This window comes from Bordetella trematum, assembly GCF_900078335.1.
Lineage (GTDB): Bacteria > Pseudomonadota > Gammaproteobacteria > Burkholderiales > Burkholderiaceae_B > Bordetella > Bordetella trematum.
In genome coordinates, this window is sequence record NZ_FKBR01000005.1 from 1 (window position 1) to 16,455 (window position 16,455).

Below are 16,455 nucleotides of genomic sequence, written 5' to 3' on the forward strand. Positions count from 1 at the left end.
ATGGATACGCCAGCTGCCCGCGTCATGCTGCTGTCCATCGGCCTGCAGGAAAGCCGCTTTGAACACCGCCGCCAGTTGGTGGGCCGACCGCCCAGGCCGGTAGGCCCGGCCAAGAGCTTTTGGCAGGGGGAGGAGGGCGGGGGCATGGTTCGGGGAGTTCGATTGCACGCGGCGACTCGCTCCCTCGCCGCGGAGCTGTACCGCGCACGAGGCGTGGCACCGAGCGATGCCGCGATCTGGGAGGCCATCGAATTTGACGACGTGCTGGCTGCCGGCCTGGCGCGGTTGCTCCTTTGGTCAGATCCGCAACGTTTGCCGGCTGTTGGCGATGAGGACGGCTCTTGGGCGCTCTACTTACGCACTTGGCGCCCTGGCGCTTACACCCGCGGGACGCCTGGCGAACGCAACGCGCTTCGCGCTAAATGGGCCTCGAATTACGGAGCAGCGATGAGGGAGGTTATCCATGCTGGCACTGATTGAGCGATTCAAGGGGTATCTGGTGGCGATTGGCGCCGCTCTGGCGCTGACGTTGGGGGCGTATCTGCGGGGGCGCAGCGCCGGCAAAGGGGCGGAACGTGTACGCCGCGCCGAACAGATCAATGAACAGGCCTCGCAGGCCCACAAGGAGGTTCGTGATGTGCAGTTGGAAACGGCCCGTATGGGTGATGACGCTGTTGCTGATGAGCTTGAGCGCGACTGGGTGCGCGGGACCGGAGCGGGTCGGCGTTGAGTACTGCGATCACGCGCGGCCGGTCTATTTCGATTCGGGGGCGCAGGTGCAGGCAACGCCGGGGGCGATCCGGCGCCAGGTGCTGGAGGGGAACAAGACCTGGGCGGGGCTATGTCGTTAAATCTTGCGGCGCGGCCATGCGTCACCCCTCGACCCACTGCATCCACCACCCCTGGTAGTAGCGCCGGCCGTCGATCTCTTCAAAGCCGCAGACCATCATTCCCCGGTCGGAACAGAACGTCAGTAGCTCCGGATCCAACAGATCGGGGATGGGGCTTTTCTCCGTCGCGCCGAACTTCGCCAGGCTGTCCATCGTCATGACGCGGACTTGGCGCCGCATGTCTTCTCGCGTGATTGAGTACATGCGGACCTTGCCTTGGACGGCGGGCGCAGGGTCATTGTCTCGGAGCTTCTCGCCAAGGTGATGGGTGCGAACGACGGAGCATTGCATGATTCTGCTGCGATAATGCTGTATGGATATGCAGTATATTGCAGCAGAATTGAGTGCGAGTTAAGCGTGTTTTACGGCGGTCTTTGCCGAAAGACGCTAGGGCTTGTTGAACCGCACCCTGAGCTTTCCAGCGATCAGTTCCTCTGACTCAGTATTGAAGCGAAGAGACAGAGTGTGAGCGTCCGAGATGATATACGGCGAAAGGGAAAGATTCACCACGACTTGGAACATGGTCACCGGATCCTCAGGCGAACCTATGCCCTTCAAGCGGTCGGCCATTCTTGCCAATTCGCTAGGATCCAGATCTTGCTGCTGAATGACCTCGTCATTTCGAAGAACAGTAAAGCTTAAACGCTCGAAGGGACGGTCGATCGGAGTAAACGCATAGCCAACTATGCACAACCTAGGCAGCAGAGCAGCGGGGGCGCCTTCACCAACAGGCAGAAGGGCCTCCGGGCGGGTAGCCACCAGTTCTCCGCCATATATTCCCATTACGGAGAGCTTGTCGCCCATCTCGGTACGGACGTCGTCACAGAAAAGGCAGTGGGCGTATCGCATCAGGCAACCTTTGACGAGCTTTCTGCCGATGTGGAGTCAAGCAGCGCATTGAGCTTATCCAAGCTCACAGACAGTGCGACGGCCAAACGATTTGCGGTATCTAAATAGATTCGGACTTGGCCTGCTTCGATCTTTGCAATATGGGACTGACTTGTACCGATAAGGTCGGCCAACTGTGTTTGCGAGAGGCCTTTCTGCAGACGCATCTTCGCCAATGACTGAGGCGCATCCGGATAAGCCTCTTCAGCCCAAATTTGGCGGGCGCGGATCAAACGGTCCTTAAATTCGGGGTCATGATCTTCCCGGATCGAACGTTCGACGCGCCTAGGCAGACGCCCATCCCGAGAAGATCGTTTAAGGGTGCCGGCGGGCTTGGTGAAGTTTTGTGCAATCGGCCCGGAGCCAACGCTTTCAACGACGACGCGGGATTCGGGGAATTGCGAGACGATCGTACTCAACACAAATTCTTTGTGATAGCGGATGTCTTGGCTCATAGTCGTAGTATTCCGGGTCGATGCCTGGAGGCGCGTCACGGTTTTTCTTTCTCGTGTACGCCAGAATGTGAATTTCGTCTTTTACGGCGTCAAGGCCGTAAATTATGCGATACGAAGTGATACGTCGTAACGGTCGAATGCGATAGATGTTGTAGCCCTGCGCATGGAGGCAGTCTATCGCCTTCATGTTGAACAGCGGGTCGGGGTGTTCGCCGTTGTATTGTGAGAGAGACCACAGGGCTTCCTCGCTTTCCTCTATTTGATCAAGAAAGACATGAAGCAGGGCGACGTCAGCCACGAAGCCTGCCGCTTCAAGGCGGTCGAGGTCGTCCTGAGCATCGTACGTATCATAGAGGGATCTCACTATATCACGCCAGATATATTTTCGCGAGGAGTTGGCCGTTTTGACCCTATTCTATGTCACAAACCGTCTTAGTTGAAAGCCTCAGGACATGGTGGGGACAGAGGTTCGGCGTTTGCCTATCCGATGGGATCGGCAGCAGAAAGTCCCGGCCTCGTTCGGCGCTAGTATGCAGCCAATCGCCGTATGCACCCTCGGGAAGGATTGTCACCATACGTTTTTCCATGCCCGCCTGGTGGTAGGCGCGGAAAAGCGGGTCTGCGTCCGCGTTGATGGTCAGCATCGTGTAGCTTTCGTGCCACTGACCTCCGGGGGGGGGGGCACGGACCGGCCACGCCCAGCGGCGCACCGTCTGCCCAGGTGAAGCGAGTAGCGACGGCCTTGCCTGAGCGCCAATCAGGTTCGAAGATCGCATCGGCAGGGATGATGCAGTGCTGCGCGCGGCGCCAAGCGTTGCGGAAGGTGAAGGCATTGGCGACGCGGTCGTCGCGCGCATTGAAGGTTGACAGCTTCTCAGCACCGGCCAACGCGTCCGGCGGGTTGATCCCGAGATCAGCCCCCAACGGCCCGTGACGGCTTCGATGTCCCCCTCCGCCTCGTCGCCCGCGTCATGCTCCGGCGGTCGGCGCACGAAGACTCCCTGGTAGCGCGGCCACATGTCGTACTTGCCGAGCACGCCTGGCTTGGTCACGCCAAACTTTCTGAGCAGCTGTTCGGCGTCTTTCAGCGTCTGGTAATGGCTACACATCAAACCCTCCAGGTAGGGCATCAGCATAGGCGTAGCGTCCATTGCGGGGCGCTATACAACTGGCTGTCCGGGAGCTGTGTGACCCGCGAAGGGCGCACAACCCGAAGGGCGAAACCGTGTTTCAAGCGCTCGGAGCTGGCTGCGCATAGCCGAGCAATCGTTCACCACATCCGAATTTGCGTTTTTATGTCCGTTACTATCAACGACGGAAAGCCGTCGCGGGCGTACAACCAATAGGACTTTCCAGCGCTCGAGATCCGCCAGCGCGCGCCTACGCCCTCTTGTACCTCCGTCGGCGGGCCGAATGTTTCGGTCAGAATCGTATGTAACTTATCGGCGTCGTTGGGCTCCCAAAGGCTATCGCTGAAAGACACCATATACGAAATGTGCGTCACTACCGACTCTTTGCCTTGCGACTCATAATGGTATGTAACGCGTCTAAAGACTCCCTTGTCGAGCTTCACGCTCAAAATTGAGCGTTCGTCAGTTAAAGCTTTGTCCTTAAAGTGCTCCTTGACCTTGGCAAGGGGCATGCCTATGGGTGTGGTTCGATATCCTACGGGATACGGGTTGCCCGCAACAAAAAGGTTGGCTTGTTGTGAGATGACCAGTTCCTTAGCCAATTGGGCATTCCGCTTTTTTTCCTCCTCGAGCGTCTTCTCTACTTGCTCGTGAGTTGCCTTCAGCTTCCTGAACTCTATAAGTTCGGCGCGGTTGCTCGCGTCTGAAATTGGTATGACGACAGTCTGAAAAAAAGTCGCCGTCGCGGCCGCTGAGATTACAGCGATGAGGATGGGATGGTTCTTCCAGTCCTTTGAGCTGCTGTCAGGTGCATTCGGCACAACGATTTGAAGAGGCTCTTTGCCGATACCGCGTCGGCGGCGCACGCGATTCTTTTTCGGTCTGGCTTGAGGCTCAACCTGGGATGTGTCCATCTTGCTCACGCTCTGCCAAAGGCAAATTTGGGGTTACCGATGACCCAATGAATAGAGTCCGCGTAACATATGGTAGCCGAAACGGCTAAGTCGCCGGGCATGGTTTGTTGATACAGCAGAGGGGCCGCTCAATAGCAGGTGGGGGCCAAATGAAGCGGACAGAATGCTGACCAAAAAGCCGACCGCGCCGCCCAAAACAGCCCAAAAAAAAGGCCGACTTTAAGGGTCGGCCTTTTTTAAGTGCTTGATATTGCTAGAGTATTTGGTGGAGCCGGGGGGAATTGAACCCCCGTCCGCAAGCCCTCCGCAGTCAGTTCTACATGCTTAGTCGATCTATTTGGATTTAACCCCTGACTTAGCCGATCAACGGGCCGGACAGAGGCGATTCACGTAATTTAAGCCTGAACCGTGTGACCCCAGCGCAGACCGATTCCTTGTGAATAACACTGCTGCGGTTCGAGGGTTGCCCCCCTAGGAAGTTGCCTTCCCCCGCCTGACCCAAGGACAGATCAGTGCAGCGGCTCACCGCTTAAGCGGCGAGAGCGAAACGCTCGTCGTTGGCGTTTAGTTTGTTTCCAGTGGTTTTACGAGCGTACTGGTGCTCGGCATGCCCTGAGCTGTTTCATGACCCACGTCGAATCCGGATCGGCCCCAAGGGAACTGCGTATTGTACGTTAAATCGGGTCGCAATGTAGAAATTCAAGGGCGCAGGCGGGCCAGCAGCGGCGTGATCGCATCCCAGAGCGCCTGGGGCGAGTCGACCGTTGCCTCGGCACGCCAGGCGCCGATGTCTTCGTCCTTGTCCACATAGCCATAGGCGGCGGCGATGGCGGGCATGCCGGCGGCATGGGCTGCCTGGATGTCGCGAAGATCGTCGCCGACATAGAGGCAGCGATGCGTACCGAAGCCGGCCAGGCGGGCGGCGTGCTGCAAGGGCAGGGGATGCGGTTTGGCGTGCGCGGTGGTGTCGCCGCAGACCAGTACGGCGCTGCGCTCGGACAGGCCGAGGAACTCGACGATGGGCTCGGCGAGATGGGTGGCCTTGTTGGTCACGATGCCCCAGGTCAGGCCCTCGTCCTGGAGTTGCTGCAGCAATTCAGCAATGCCAGGGAAGAGTCTGCTTTGTTGGGTCGATGCTTGCGCGTAGTCGGTCAGGAACTGCAGGCGCGTCGTGTCGTATTCGGGGTGGTCCGTGCCCATGCCCAGCGCAGCGCGCAGCAGGCCGCGGGCGCCCTGCGAAGCATAGGGCCGCAACGCCTCGTAAGGCAGGTCGGCCAAGCCGCGGTGGGTGCGCTGCCGGTTGGCGGCCGCAGCCAGGTCGGGGGCGGTGTCGGCCAGCGTGCCATCGAAGTCGAACAGAACCAGGGCGCTCATTTGCGGGTTGCCATCAAGTAATTGACCGAAGTGTTGGCCGTGAGGGAGTAGACCTGCGTGATGGGGTTGTATTCCATGCCGCGCATGCTGCAGGGGTTCAGGCCGGCCTGGCGGGCGGCGGCTGCCAGCTCGCTGGGCTTGATGAAGCTCTCGTAGCTGTGCGTGCCGCGCGGCAGCAGGCGCAGTACGTATTCGGCGCCGATGATGGCGAACAGAAAGGACTTGGGATTGCGGTTCAGGGTGGAAAAGAACACCCAGCCGCCCGGCTTGACCAACTCGGCGCAGGCGCGCACGACGGAGGCGGGATCCGGCACGTGCTCGAGCATCTCCATGCAGGTCACCACGTCGTAGTGCCCGGCTTGCTCGGCGGCCAGGGTCTCGACCGGGACGGCGCGGTACTCGACCTTTACGCCGGATTCCAGGCCATGCAGGCGTGCCACCTTGAGCGACTTCTCGGCCAGATCGATGCCGGTGACGTCTGCGCCGCTGCGCGCCATGGCTTCGGAGAGGATGCCGCCGCCGCAGCCCACGTCCAGCACGCGTAGGCCGCTCAGGCTGCCGGCCAGTTCCTGTATCCATTCCAGGCGCAGGGGGTTGATGGCATGCAGAGGCTTGAATTCGCTCTCGGGATCCCACCAGCGGGCGGCGAGGGCGCTGAATTTATCCAGTTCTGCCTGGTCGACGTTGACGCCGGAGCGGGTATGGGTATCAGCAGTGGTCATGGGGCAACTTGGTGGAATGGCCGTCGCCCGGGGGCGAATGGCAAAAAAAAGGCCTCGCAGAGCGAGGCCTTCATTGTAGCGGCTAGCGCTGCAATTAATTGCTGCGGCTGCCGACGATCTCGATTTCCACGCGACGGTTGCGGGCACGACCTTCGGCGGTCTTGTTGCTCGCGATCGGCTGGGCTTCGCCCTTGCCTTCCGTGTAGATGCGGTTCGGATCGATGCCCTGGCCAACCAGGTAAGCCTTCACGGCGTCAGCACGACGCACGGACAGCTTCATGTTGTAGGCTTCGGTACCGATCGAGTCGGTGTGGCCCACAGCAATGATGGTTTCCAGGTTGATGGCCTTGGCTTGCTGAGCGACTTGGTCGAGCAGCTGACGGCCTTCCGGCTTCAGCGTGGCTTTGTCGAAGTCAAAGAACGTGTCAGCGTTGAACACGACCTTGGTGGCCATGGGAGCCGGCTTGGGTTGCTTTTGGGCGACCGGAACGCCGTCGCAGCCGGGGATACCGGTGGCCGGAGTCCAGAAGGCGTCGCGCCAGCACAATTCGTTCGTGCCGTTCTTCCAAACGTCACCGAACGGATTGCGCCAGTTGTCCACCGTCTGAGCCGAGGCTGCACCAGAGGCCGTAACAGCGGCGAAGGCAAGCGCCAGAGCGAATTTGGAGGGTTTGTTCATGTTTCTCCTCGTTGAGCTTGAAGCTGGATAAGTGACTCGCAGCGACCCCCGCCGCATATCAGGAAAACGGGGCCAGTATAGCAACGCTCAGAATGGGTTCAAAGGGTCGCCACTGGGTCTCCTGCGTGCTGGGAACAATCTTAAGGCATTTGGCAATCTTTGGCTTCTGCTAAGCCTGTCCTGCGCCTCTGGATATGACCATTTCGCCACTCGGTGCATCAATCGTGTTGGTTTTTGGCAACAGGCTTGGGTCAAGGGCGGATTCGCCCGCCGACGGCGCCGGAAAGCGGTGTCGCGGGTGCTTTGGGATTGAAATGTTAGAATTTCCCGTTTACCCGGCCCGGGTCCCTCCTTACACACGATTCTGTCGATATCTATATATATGGATTCCTTTGCCAAGGAGACGCTTCCGGTTTCGCTGGAAGAAGAGATGCGCCGCAGTTACCTCGACTACGCGATGAGCGTCATAGTCGGGCGAGCCCTGCCGGATGTGCGCGACGGCTTGAAGCCCGTGCACCGGCGGGTGCTGTATGCGATGCACGAACTCAACAACGATTGGAATCGCGCCTACAAGAAGTCGGCGCGTATCGTCGGTGATGTGATTGGTAAATATCACCCGCACGGCGACCAATCCGTCTATGACACCATCGTCCGCATGGCGCAGGATTTCTCCATGCGCTACATGCTGGTCGATGGTCAGGGGAACTTCGGCTCCATCGACGGCGACAATGCCGCGGCGATGCGTTACACCGAAATCCGCCTGGCCAAGATCGCCCACGAGCTGCTGGCTGACATCGACCAGGAAACGGTCGATTTCGGCCCCAACTACGATGGCAGCGAGCAGGAACCGCTGTTGCTGCCGTCGCGCCTGCCCAACCTGCTGGTCAACGGCAGTTCGGGCATCGCCGTCGGGATGGCCACCAACATTCCGCCGCACAACCTGGGCGAAGTGGTCGAAGGCTGCCTGTACTGCCTGCGCAACCCGGAATGCACGATTGATGAGCTCATCGAGATCATCCCGGCGCCGGACTTCCCCACGGGCGGGATCATCTACGGCATGACCGGCGTGCGCGAGGGTTACCGCACCGGCCGCGGGCGCGTCATCATGCGCGCCAAGACGCACTTCGAAGACCTGGAGAAGGGCAACCGCCAGGCCATCGTGGTCGACGCCATTCCCTACCAGGTCAACAAGAAGACCCTGCAGGAGCGCATCGCCGAGCTGGTCAACGACAAGAAGATCGAGGGGATCTCGGACATCCGCGACGAGTCGGACAAGGACGGCATGCGCCTGGTCATCGAGCTCAAGCGCGGTGAAGTCCCCGAGGTGGTGCTCAACAATCTCTACAAGAACACGCAGCTGCAGGACACCTTCGGGATGAACCTGGTGGCGCTGGTCGACGGCCAGCCCCGCCTGCTCAACCTGAAGCAACTGATCGACTACTTCCTGCAGCATCGCCGCGAAGTGGTCACGCGCCGCACCGTCTTCCAGTTGCGCAAGGCCCGCGAGCGCGGCCACGTGCTGGAAGGCCTGGCGGTGGCGCTGGCCAACATCGACGATTTCATCGCCATCATCAAGGCGGCGCCGACCCCGCCGGTGGCGCGCCAGGAACTGATGGCGCGCGGCTGGGATTCGTCGCTGGTGCGCGAGATGCTGGACCGTGTCGACGGCGATGCCGTCGGCGGCCGCAGCGCCTTCCGCCCGGACGATCTTGCGATCAGCTTCGGCTTGCAGTCCGATGGCCTGTACCACCTGTCGGATGTGCAGGCCCAGGAAATCCTGAACATGCGCCTGCAGCGCCTGACCGGCCTGGAGCAGGACAAGATCATCGGCGAGTACAAGGACGTGATGGCCACGATCGCCGATCTGCTGGACATCCTGGCGCGCCCCGAGCGCATCACCGGCATCATCAGTGAAGAGCTGCAGGCCATCAAGGCCGAGTTCTCGACCTCGGCCAAGGATACGCGTCGCTCGGATATCGAGATGAACGCCACCGAGCTCGACACCGAAGACCTGATCACGCCGATGGACATGGTGGTCACGTTGTCGCACGGCGGCTACATCAAGAGCCAGCCGCTGTCGGAATACCGTTCGCAGAAGCGTGGCGGGCGCGGCAAGCAGGCCACCCAGATGAAGGAAAACGACTGGATCGACCAGCTTTTCATCGCCAACACGCATGACTACCTGCTGTGCTTCTCGAACCGCGGCCGGGTGTACTGGCTGAAGGTCTGGGAAGTGCCGCAAGGCACGCGCAACTCGCGCGGCAAGCCCATCGTCAACATGTTCCCGCTGGCCGACGGCGAGAAGATCACCGTGGTTCTGCCGGTCAAGGAGTTCAGCGAAGATCATTACGTCTTCATGGCGACCTCGCGCGGCACGGTCAAGAAGACCACGCTGGCCGATTTCTCCAACCCGCGCAAGGCCGGCATCATCGCGGTCGACCTCGATGACGGCGACTACCTGATCGGCGCCGACCTGACCGACGGCAAGCATGACGTGATGTTGTTCTCGGACGCCGGCAAGGCCGTGCGCTTTGACGAGAACGATGTGCGGCCCATGGGGCGTGCCGCGCGCGGCGTGCGCGGCATGATGCTCGAGGATGGCCAGACCGTGATCGCGCTGCTGGTGGCCGGCGACGAAAGCCAGAGCGTGCTCACCGCCACCGAGAACGGCTACGGCAAGCGCACGTCCATCGCCGAGTACACCCGTCATGGTCGGGGCACCAAGGGCATGATCGCCATCCAGACCACCTCGCGCAACGGCCGGGTGGTGGGGGCCGTGCTGGTCAATCCGAGCGATGAAATCATGCTCATCACGACGGGCGGCGTGCTGGTGCGTACCCGGGTGAGCGAGATTCGCGAGATGGGCCGTGCCACGCAAGGCGTCACGCTGATCAGCGTCGACGATGGCAGCGTGCTGTCGGGCGTGCGCCGCGTGGTCGAAAGCGATGCCGACGACGATGAAGGGCTGGACGAGGACACCGAGGGCGGGGATGATTCCGCTCAGACTGAATCGACTGAACCTACGGAGTAAGCAAGAAATGGCGCGCCCCTGGAATTTCTCGGCCGGACCCTCGGTCCTGCCCGAGACCGTGCTGCAGCAAGCCGCGGCCGAGATGCTGGATTGGCAAGGCAGCGGCATGTCGGTGATGGAAATGAGTCACCGCGGCCGGCAGTTCGTGCAGATCTGCGATGAAGCCGAAGCCGATCTGCGCGAGCTCATGAATATCCCGGCCGATTACGCCGTGATGTTCATGCAGGGCGGCGGCCTGGGTGAAAACGCGATCGTGCCGATGAACCTGATCGGACGGCGCGGTGCGCCTATGGCCGATTTCGTCGTCACGGGCCACTGGTCCACGCGTTCCCACAAGGAAGCCGGGCGCTATGGTGACGTGCACATCGCCGCCAGCAGTGCATTGCCCACCGAAATCGACGGCAGCGCCCGGAATGCCTTCACCTATGTGCAGGCGGTGTCGTCCTGGCAGGTGCGGCCCGAGGCCTCCTATCTGCATCTGTGCAGCAACGAGACCATCGGCGGTGTCGAGTTCACCGAGTGGCCCGACCTGGCCGAGCTGGGCGCGCCCGATGTGTCGCTGGTGGTGGATGCCTCCTCGCATTTCCTGTCGCGTCCGCTGGATGTCACCCGCTGCGGGCTGCTGTTCGCCGGCGCCCAGAAAAACGCCGGGCCTGCCGGCGTGACCGTCGTGATCGCTCGTCGCGACCTGCTGGGCAAGTCCCTGCCGATCTGCCCCTCGGCGTTTGATTACGCCAACGTCGCGGCCGAGCATTCGCGTTACAACACGCCGCCAACCTTCTCCATCTATGTGGCCGGCCTGGTCTACAAGTGGCTCAAGGCGCAGGGCGGCGTGGCCGCGATCGAGGCCGCGAACAAGGCCAAGGCGGATCTGCTCTATGGCTACCTGGATGCCAGCGGCTTCTACCGTAATCCGGTCGACCCGGCGGTGCGCTCGCGCATGAACGTGCCTTTCGTGCTGGCTGACGAGTCGCTCAACGACGCCTTCCTGAAGGGCGCCGAAGCCGCGGGCCTGCTGGCCCTGAAGGGCCACAAGAGCGTGGGCGGCATGCGCGCCTCGATCTACAACGCCATGCCGCTTGCCGGCGTGCAGGCGCTGGTTGATTACATGCAGGAGTTCGAGCGCCGCCATGGATGATTCCCTGCAGGCCAAGCTGCGGCCGCTGCGCGACCGCATCGACACGATTGACGCGCAGATCCTGGATCTGCTTAGCCAGCGCGCCCGCACCGCCCTGGAAGTGGGCGAGGTCAAGCACGCTGCCCAGGCCGATGGCCCGGTGCTGCGTCCGGAGCGCGAAGCCGAGGTCATCCGGGGTTTGCAAAGCCGCAATCCCGGGCCGTTTCCCAATTCGGCAGTCGCCGCCGTCTGGACTGAAATCATGTCCGCCTGCCGGGGGCTGGAGCGTGGCATGACCATCGCCTATCTTGGGCCGCAGGGTTCGTTTTCCGAGCAGGCCGCCCTGGAGCAGTTCGGTCGTTCGGTCACGCAGCTGCCTTGCACCTCCTTTGACGAAGTGTTCCGCGCCATCGAGGGCGGGCAGGCCGATGCTGGCATCGTGCCGATCGAGAACTCCACCGAGGGCGCGGTCAACCGCAACCTGGATCTGCTGCTGCATACGCCGCTCAAGATCATGGGGGAGCGTTCCCTGTTGATCCGCCACTGCCTCATGACCCAATCGGGCACCATGGAAGGCATCCAGACCATCTCCGCCCACCCGCAGGCGCTGGCGCAGTGCCAGGGCTGGCTGGCGCGCCACTATCCCGACCTCAAGCGGGTGGCGGCGGCCAGCAACTCGGAAGCCGCCCGCGTGGCGGCAGGCGACCCCACCGTGGCAGCCATTGCCGGGGAAGTGGCGGCGCCGGCCTGGGGGCTGAGCATCGTCGCCGCCGGCATCCAGGATGACGCCCAGAATCGCACCCGTTTTCTCGCGCTGGGGCACATCGAGCCGCTGCCCAGCGGCCGCGACAAGACCAGCGTGATTCTGGCCGTGCCCAATCGCGCCGGCGCCGTCTATGACATGCTGGCGCCGTTGGCGGTCAATGGCGTGTCCATGACGCGCTTCGAGTCGCGTCCGGCGCGCACCGGCCAATGGGAGTATTACTTCTACATCGACTGCATGGGCCACCAGCACGACAGCAACGTGCGCGCTGCCTTTGCCGCCCTGGCCGAGCAGGCCGCTTTCTTCAAGATCCTGGGCTCCTATCCGGCCCAGTAAATCCGGTTACGTCGTCATCATGTCGCAAGCAAACAAGACTCTCGTCGCGCCTGCCCACGTGGGTGCCATCGCGCCGTACCAGGCTGGCAAACCCATCGAGGAACTGGCCCGCGAGTTCGGCCTGGATCCGGCTGGCATCGTGAAGCTGGCTTCCAATGAAAACCCGCTGGGCATGCCGGAGTCGGCGCGCCAGGCCATGCTGGCCGCCGCCAACGCGCTGGCCCGCTATCCGGACCCCAACGGTTTTGACCTGAAGGCCGCCCTGAGCCAGCGTTATGGCGTGCCGGCCAGCTGGATCACGCTGGGCAACGGCTCCAATGACATCCTGGAACTCGTCGCCCTGGCCCTGCTTGAGCCGGGCAGCGCGGCGGTCTACGCCGAACATGCCTTTGCCGTCTACCGTCTGGCGACTCAGGCGCGCGGGGCGCGTCACATCATGGTTGCGGCCAAGGATCACGGCCATGACCTGGATGCCATGCTGGCCGCCATCGACACCGACACCCGGGTGGTGTTCATTGCCAATCCGAACAACCCGACCGGCACCTTCCTGCCGGGCGAGGCGATCGCCCGTTTCCTGGAGCAGGTGCAGCAGGCCCACGGCGAAAGCGTCACGGTGGTGCTGGACGAAGCCTATAACGAGTACCTCGATCCCGAACTGCGCTTTGACAGCGTGGCCCTGGTGCGCCGTTTCCCCAACCTGATCATTTCGCGTACGTTCTCCAAGGCCTATGGCCTGGCGGGGCTGCGCGTGGGTTTCGCGGTGGCCCAGCCGGCCCTGACCGATCTGCTCAACCGGGTGCGTCAGCCCTTCAACGTGAACACCCTTGCCCAGGCGGCGGCCATCGCCGCGCTGGCCGATGGCGAGTTCCAGCAGCGCTCCTATGCCACCAACAAGGCGGGCAAGGCGCAGCTGGTGGCGGCCTTCGATGCACTCAAGCTGCGTTACGTGCCCAGCTACGGCAACTTCGTGCTGGTGCACGTCGGAGACGCCGCAAGCATCAACCTCGAACTGCTCAAGCGCGGCGTGATCGTGCGCCCGGTGGCGGCTGACGGGCTGCCGCAGTGGCTGCGCGTGAGCATCGGCCTGCCGGCAGAAAACGAACGTTTCATTGCTGCGCTGACCGAGATCCTGTCTGCATGAGCCCGGAGCAACCCACTGGCCAGCCGGCAGCGCAAGTCCTGGTGCCGGTGCTGGCGGTCGTGGGGGTCGGGCTGATCGGCGGCTCGTTTGCCGCCGCGCTGCGCCGTGCCGGCCAGGCTGGCCGCGTGCTGGGCGTCGGGCGCAACCCGGCCTCGCTGGCCGACGCGCAGGCGATGGGGCTGATCGACGAAATCGTCACGCCCCAAGAGGCTGCCGCCCGTGCCGACCTCATCATGCTGGCGACGCCGGTAGGCAGTCTGGGGCCGATGCTGGTCAGCATGCGCGATCATCTTCAGGCCCATACCATCCTGACGGATGCCGGCAGCACCAAGGCCGAAGTGGTGGCTGCCGCCAGCCAGGCGCTGGGCGATCGCCTGGCAGCCTTCGTGCCCGGCCATCCGATCGCCGGGGCCGAACGCACCGGGCCGCAAGCGGCTGACGCCACCCTGTATGCCGGGCGCACCGTCATCCTGACGCCGTTGGCGCAGAATCCGCCGCAGGCCGTCCAGACCGTGCGGGCCGCCTGGCAGGCCTGTGGCGCCGAGGTGCTGGACATGGAGGCGGCTGAGCACGATCGCGTACTGGCCTCGATCAGCCATGTGCCCCATTTTCTGTCTGCGGCCTATATGGCCCAGGTGGCCGAGGCCGCGGATGCGCCGCTGCGCCTGGCGCTGGCGGGCTCGGGATTTCGTGATTTCACCCGCATTGCGGCCGGTTCGCCCGAGATGTGGCGCGACATTTTTCTTTCCAACCGTGCTGCCATGCAGACTGAGCTGTCGGCGTTGCGCGCCGTGCTGGATCGCTGCGAGGCGGCCCTGGCGGCCGAAGATGGCGAGGCCCTGCAGCAATGGTTGCAGCGGGCCGCGCTGGCGCGGCGCGGATGGCGCAAGGAGGCTTCCTGATGACGACTCACCCAGCCTATCTGGATCTGCCGCCGGCGCGTCGCGCCGCCGGCGTGGTGGCCTTGCCCGGATCCAAGAGCATTTCCAACCGTGTGCTGCTGCTGGCGGCGCTGGCCGAAGGCCGTACGCAGATCGCCGGCCTGCTCGACTCCGATGACACCCGTGTCATGCTGGCGGCCCTGCGCCAGCTCGGCGTGGCCGTCACCGACCAGGGCGATGGCTGGGTCGATATCGAAGGCACGCGCCGCTTCCCGGTCATGCAGGCCGATCTGTTCCTGGGCAATGCCGGCACCGCGTTCCGGCCGTTGACGGCGGCGCTGGCCCTGATGGGAGGCGACTACCGCCTCTCGGGTGTGCCGCGCATGCACGAGCGACCCATTGGCGATCTGGCCGAAGCGCTGCGCGCCTGGGGCGCCGATATCCGCTATCTGGGGCAGGAGGGCTACCCGCCGTTGCACATCGGGCCGAGCGCCCTGCGTGCCGACACGGTGCGGGTGCAGGGCTCGGTATCGAGCCAGTTCCTGACTGCGCTGCTGATGGCCGCTCCCCTGCAGGCGGCGGCCAGCGGCCTGCCGGTCACCATCGAAGTGGTCGGCGAACTGATCTCCAAACCTTATATCGACATCACCCTGAACCTGATGGCGCGTTTCGGCGTGACGGTGCAGCGCGATGGCTGGCGCGCCTTCACGGTGCCGGGCGGGGCGTGCTATCGCAGCCCCGGTGCGATCGCGGTCGAGGGCGATGCCTCCAGCGCTTCGTACTTCCTGGCGCTGGGGCTGCTGGGAGGCGGGCCGCTGCGTGTGACGGGCGTCGGCGCCCGGAGCATCCAGGGCGACGTGGCTTTCGCCGACGTGGTCCAGGCCCTTGGCGGGCAGGTCAGCAAAGGGCCTGACTGGATCGAGGTCAGCGGCCAGGGCGTCGCCGCAGGCGGGCAGGTCAAGGCGTTCGATGCGGATTTCAACCTGATTCCCGATGCGGCCATGACTGCCGCCGCGATGGCGCTGTTTGCCGACGGCCCTTGCCGGCTGCGCAATATCGGCAGCTGGCGCGTCAAGGAAACCGATCGCATCCACGCCATGCAGACCGAGCTCATGAAGCTTGGCGCGCAGGTCGAAAGCGGTCCCGACTGGCTGGCTGTCACGCCGCCGGCGGCCGGCGGCTGGCGCGACGCTGAAATCGGCACCTGGGATGACCACCGCATGGCCATGTGTTTTTCGCTGGCGGCCTTCGGGCCGGCGGCGGTGCGCATCCTGGATCCCGGCTGCGTCAGCAAGACATTTCCCACCTACTTCGATGTCTATGCCAGCCTGGTGAGCGGCTGAGACATCACGGACTCATCATGACTGCAAACGCTGCCGGCCAGGTGCCGGTCATTACCATCGACGGCCCGACCGCCTCGGGCAAAGGCACCATCGCGCACCGCGTCGCCCAGGCGCTGGGCTTTGCCGTGCTCGACAGTGGGGCGCTGTACCGCCTGACCGCGCTGGCCTGCCTGGACGCCGGTGTCTCGCCCCAGGACGAGGCGGCTGTAGCCGCCCAGGCGCAGCGCCTGGACGTGCGTTTCGAAGGCGACAACATTTATCTGCAGGGCCGCGAGGTCGGCGCGTTGATCCGCCAGGAGCATGTCGGCAACTACGCGTCCCAGGTGGCGGCTTATCCGGCTGTGCGTCAGGCCCTGCTGGAGCGCCAGCGGGCGTTTCGCAGCGCGCCGGGCCTGGTGGCCGACGGGCGCGACATGGGCACCATCGTCTTTCCCGACGCCCCGCTCAAGATCTTCCTGGTCGCCGATCCCGGGGCCCGCGCGCAGAGGCGTTATAAGCAGTTGATCGATAAGGGGATTTCTGCTAACCTTGATGACCTTTTGCGCGACATGCTTGAACGCGATGCGCGCGATATGCAACGTGCGGTGGCGCCTCTGGCCCCGGCCGCCGATGCGAAGGTGCTGGATTCCTCGCAGCTCACGATCGAGCAGACGGTGCAGGCCGTTCTCGATGACTGGCAGGCTTGCCAGCGTTGAGGCTGGGGGGCGAGTGCCCGGCAATTTGCAGTAAACACAATGTAGTGTCGGCGCCGCCGCTCTGTGGTGGCGCCGTGATTCAGGCCCTGACCGGCC

18 protein-coding genes and 1 other RNA gene are annotated in these 16,455 nt (G+C 63.2%); 9 read left to right on the forward strand and 10 right to left on the reverse strand.

Translation table 11 applies throughout. The annotated features are described in order from the left end of the window. Together A7V84_RS21385 and A7V84_RS00125 are read left to right on the forward strand one after the other, a co-directional pair. On the forward strand, window positions 1–480 hold a 480-nt coding region (locus tag A7V84_RS21385), incomplete at its 5' end, for a hypothetical protein (RefSeq protein ID WP_063939962.1). After that, entirely contained in the window at window positions 464–730 is a 267-nt protein-coding gene (locus tag A7V84_RS00125; protein WP_063492400.1) for a hypothetical protein, read from the forward strand. The genes A7V84_RS21385 and A7V84_RS00125, both read left to right, overlap by 17 nt. Window positions 731–872: 142 nt before the next feature. On the opposite strand, the gene A7V84_RS00130 is transcribed toward A7V84_RS00125, so the two are convergent. The 10 genes from A7V84_RS00130 to ompA all read right to left on the reverse strand — a co-directional run bounded on the left by A7V84_RS00130 (window position 873) and on the right by ompA (window position 7,052). Continuing rightward, a complete protein-coding gene (locus A7V84_RS00130) occupies window positions 873–1,070 on the reverse strand; it encodes a hypothetical protein (RefSeq protein WP_231940074.1) in 198 nt (65 codons plus the stop codon). A gap of 207 nt (window positions 1,071–1,277) precedes the next feature. Then, complete coding sequence (locus tag A7V84_RS00135) at window positions 1,278–1,739, reverse strand: hypothetical protein (RefSeq protein WP_063492398.1); 462 nt, start codon at window positions 1,737–1,739, stop codon at window positions 1,278–1,280. Then, window positions 1,739–2,233 carry a helix-turn-helix domain-containing protein gene (locus A7V84_RS21390; RefSeq protein ID WP_063492397.1) on the reverse strand — a complete coding sequence of 165 codons (495 nt, stop codon included), beginning with the start codon at window positions 2,231–2,233 and terminating at the stop codon, window positions 1,739–1,741. Before A7V84_RS21390 ends, A7V84_RS00135 begins: the two co-directional genes overlap by 1 nt. Further along, window positions 2,151–2,597 (reverse strand): hypothetical protein, encoded by a 447-nt coding sequence (locus A7V84_RS21300; protein ID WP_127070847.1) that lies wholly within the window; start codon window positions 2,595–2,597, stop codon window positions 2,151–2,153. The genes A7V84_RS21390 and A7V84_RS21300 overlap by 83 nt, the downstream gene beginning before the upstream one ends. A gap of 46 nt (window positions 2,598–2,643) precedes the next feature. Beyond that, window positions 2,644–3,369 carry an SOS response-associated peptidase family protein gene (locus A7V84_RS21810; protein WP_425320896.1) on the reverse strand — a complete coding sequence of 242 codons (726 nt, stop codon included), beginning with the start codon at window positions 3,367–3,369 and terminating at the stop codon, window positions 2,644–2,646. Window positions 3,370–3,503: 134 nt separating this feature from the next. Then, a complete protein-coding gene (locus tag A7V84_RS00150) occupies window positions 3,504–4,286 on the reverse strand; it encodes a hypothetical protein (protein WP_127070845.1) in 783 nt (260 codons plus the stop codon). 254 nt (window positions 4,287–4,540) lie between these two features. Further along, window positions 4,541–4,930: a transfer-messenger RNA gene (gene ssrA / locus A7V84_RS00155) on the reverse strand. 46 nt (window positions 4,931–4,976) lie between these two features. Next, on the reverse strand, window positions 4,977–5,651 hold the full coding sequence (gph, locus tag A7V84_RS00160; protein WP_033534431.1) for a phosphoglycolate phosphatase: 675 nt from the start codon (window positions 5,649–5,651) through the stop codon (window positions 4,977–4,979). Continuing rightward, the gene (ubiG, locus tag A7V84_RS00165; RefSeq protein ID WP_025512423.1) at window positions 5,648–6,373 is read right to left on the reverse strand and encodes a bifunctional 2-polyprenyl-6-hydroxyphenol methylase/3-demethylubiquinol 3-O-methyltransferase UbiG; all 726 of its coding nucleotides are present in this window, start codon (window positions 6,371–6,373) and stop codon (window positions 5,648–5,650) included. Before ubiG ends, gph begins: the two co-directional genes overlap by 4 nt. Window positions 6,374–6,467: 94 nt before the next feature. Continuing rightward, entirely contained in the window at window positions 6,468–7,052 is a 585-nt protein-coding gene (gene ompA, locus A7V84_RS00170) for an outer membrane protein OmpA (protein WP_025512422.1), read from the reverse strand. Between the two features lie 382 nt (window positions 7,053–7,434). Between ompA and gyrA the strand changes: the two genes are divergently transcribed. From gyrA to cmk, 7 genes are read left to right on the forward strand one after another with little or no spacing between them, the layout of a single operon-like run. Further along, window positions 7,435–10,083, forward strand: coding sequence for a DNA gyrase subunit A (gene gyrA / locus A7V84_RS00175; RefSeq protein WP_025512420.1), 2,649 nt, complete (start codon window positions 7,435–7,437; stop codon window positions 10,081–10,083). Window positions 10,084–10,090: 7 nt separating this feature from the next. After that, window positions 10,091–11,221, forward strand: a complete 1,131-nt coding sequence (gene serC, locus A7V84_RS00180; RefSeq protein WP_025512419.1) for a 3-phosphoserine/phosphohydroxythreonine transaminase — start codon at window positions 10,091–10,093, stop codon at window positions 11,219–11,221. Further along, window positions 11,214–12,299, forward strand: coding sequence for a prephenate dehydratase (gene pheA, locus A7V84_RS00185; RefSeq protein ID WP_025512417.1), 1,086 nt, complete (start codon window positions 11,214–11,216; stop codon window positions 12,297–12,299). Before serC ends, pheA begins: the two co-directional genes overlap by 8 nt. Before the next feature lie 19 nt (window positions 12,300–12,318). Beyond that, on the forward strand, window positions 12,319–13,440 hold the full coding sequence (hisC, locus tag A7V84_RS00190; protein WP_025512416.1) for a histidinol-phosphate transaminase: 1,122 nt from the start codon (window positions 12,319–12,321) through the stop codon (window positions 13,438–13,440). Next, complete coding sequence (locus A7V84_RS00195; RefSeq protein ID WP_033534429.1) at window positions 13,437–14,342, forward strand: prephenate dehydrogenase; 906 nt, start codon at window positions 13,437–13,439, stop codon at window positions 14,340–14,342. The genes hisC and A7V84_RS00195 overlap by 4 nt, the downstream gene beginning before the upstream one ends. Continuing rightward, window positions 14,342–15,664, forward strand: a complete 1,323-nt coding sequence (aroA, locus tag A7V84_RS00200) for a 3-phosphoshikimate 1-carboxyvinyltransferase (protein WP_063492395.1) — start codon at window positions 14,342–14,344, stop codon at window positions 15,662–15,664. The genes A7V84_RS00195 and aroA overlap by 1 nt, the downstream gene beginning before the upstream one ends. 17 nt (window positions 15,665–15,681) lie before the next feature. Continuing rightward, window positions 15,682–16,359, forward strand: coding sequence for a (d)CMP kinase (gene cmk / locus A7V84_RS00205; RefSeq protein WP_025512411.1), 678 nt, complete (start codon window positions 15,682–15,684; stop codon window positions 16,357–16,359). Window positions 16,360–16,455: the final 96 nt, after the last annotated feature.

Bases quoted from the DNA above. Each gene is read 5' to 3' on its own strand.
- A7V84_RS21810 (WP_425320896.1), bottom strand. From the start codon at position 3,369: ATGCTGATGCCCTACCTGGAGGGTTTGATGTGTAGCCATTACCAGACG.
- ubiG (WP_025512423.1), bottom strand. From the start codon at position 6,373: ATGACCACTGCTGATACCCATACCCGCTCCGGCGTCAACGTCGACCAG.
- cmk (WP_025512411.1), top strand. From the start codon at position 15,682: ATGACTGCAAACGCTGCCGGCCAGGTGCCGGTCATTACCATCGACGGC.
- A7V84_RS00195 (WP_033534429.1), top strand. From the start codon at position 13,437: ATGAGCCCGGAGCAACCCACTGGCCAGCCGGCAGCGCAAGTCCTGGTG.
- serC (WP_025512419.1), top strand. From the start codon at position 10,091: ATGGCGCGCCCCTGGAATTTCTCGGCCGGACCCTCGGTCCTGCCCGAG.
- A7V84_RS00135 (WP_063492398.1), bottom strand. From the start codon at position 1,739: ATGCGATACGCCCACTGCCTTTTCTGTGACGACGTCCGTACCGAGATG.
- ompA (WP_025512422.1), bottom strand. From the start codon at position 7,052: ATGAACAAACCCTCCAAATTCGCTCTGGCGCTTGCCTTCGCCGCTGTT.
- A7V84_RS00125 (WP_063492400.1), top strand. From the start codon at position 464: ATGCTGGCACTGATTGAGCGATTCAAGGGGTATCTGGTGGCGATTGGC.
- A7V84_RS21390 (WP_063492397.1), bottom strand. From the start codon at position 2,233: ATGAGCCAAGACATCCGCTATCACAAAGAATTTGTGTTGAGTACGATC.
- gph (WP_033534431.1), bottom strand. From the start codon at position 5,651: ATGAGCGCCCTGGTTCTGTTCGACTTCGATGGCACGCTGGCCGACACC.
- hisC (WP_025512416.1), top strand. From the start codon at position 12,319: ATGTCGCAAGCAAACAAGACTCTCGTCGCGCCTGCCCACGTGGGTGCC.
- aroA (WP_063492395.1), top strand. From the start codon at position 14,342: ATGACGACTCACCCAGCCTATCTGGATCTGCCGCCGGCGCGTCGCGCC.
- A7V84_RS00130 (WP_231940074.1), bottom strand. From the start codon at position 1,070: ATGCGGCGCCAAGTCCGCGTCATGACGATGGACAGCCTGGCGAAGTTC.
- pheA (WP_025512417.1), top strand. From the start codon at position 11,214: ATGGATGATTCCCTGCAGGCCAAGCTGCGGCCGCTGCGCGACCGCATC.
- gyrA (WP_025512420.1), top strand. From the start codon at position 7,435: ATGGATTCCTTTGCCAAGGAGACGCTTCCGGTTTCGCTGGAAGAAGAG.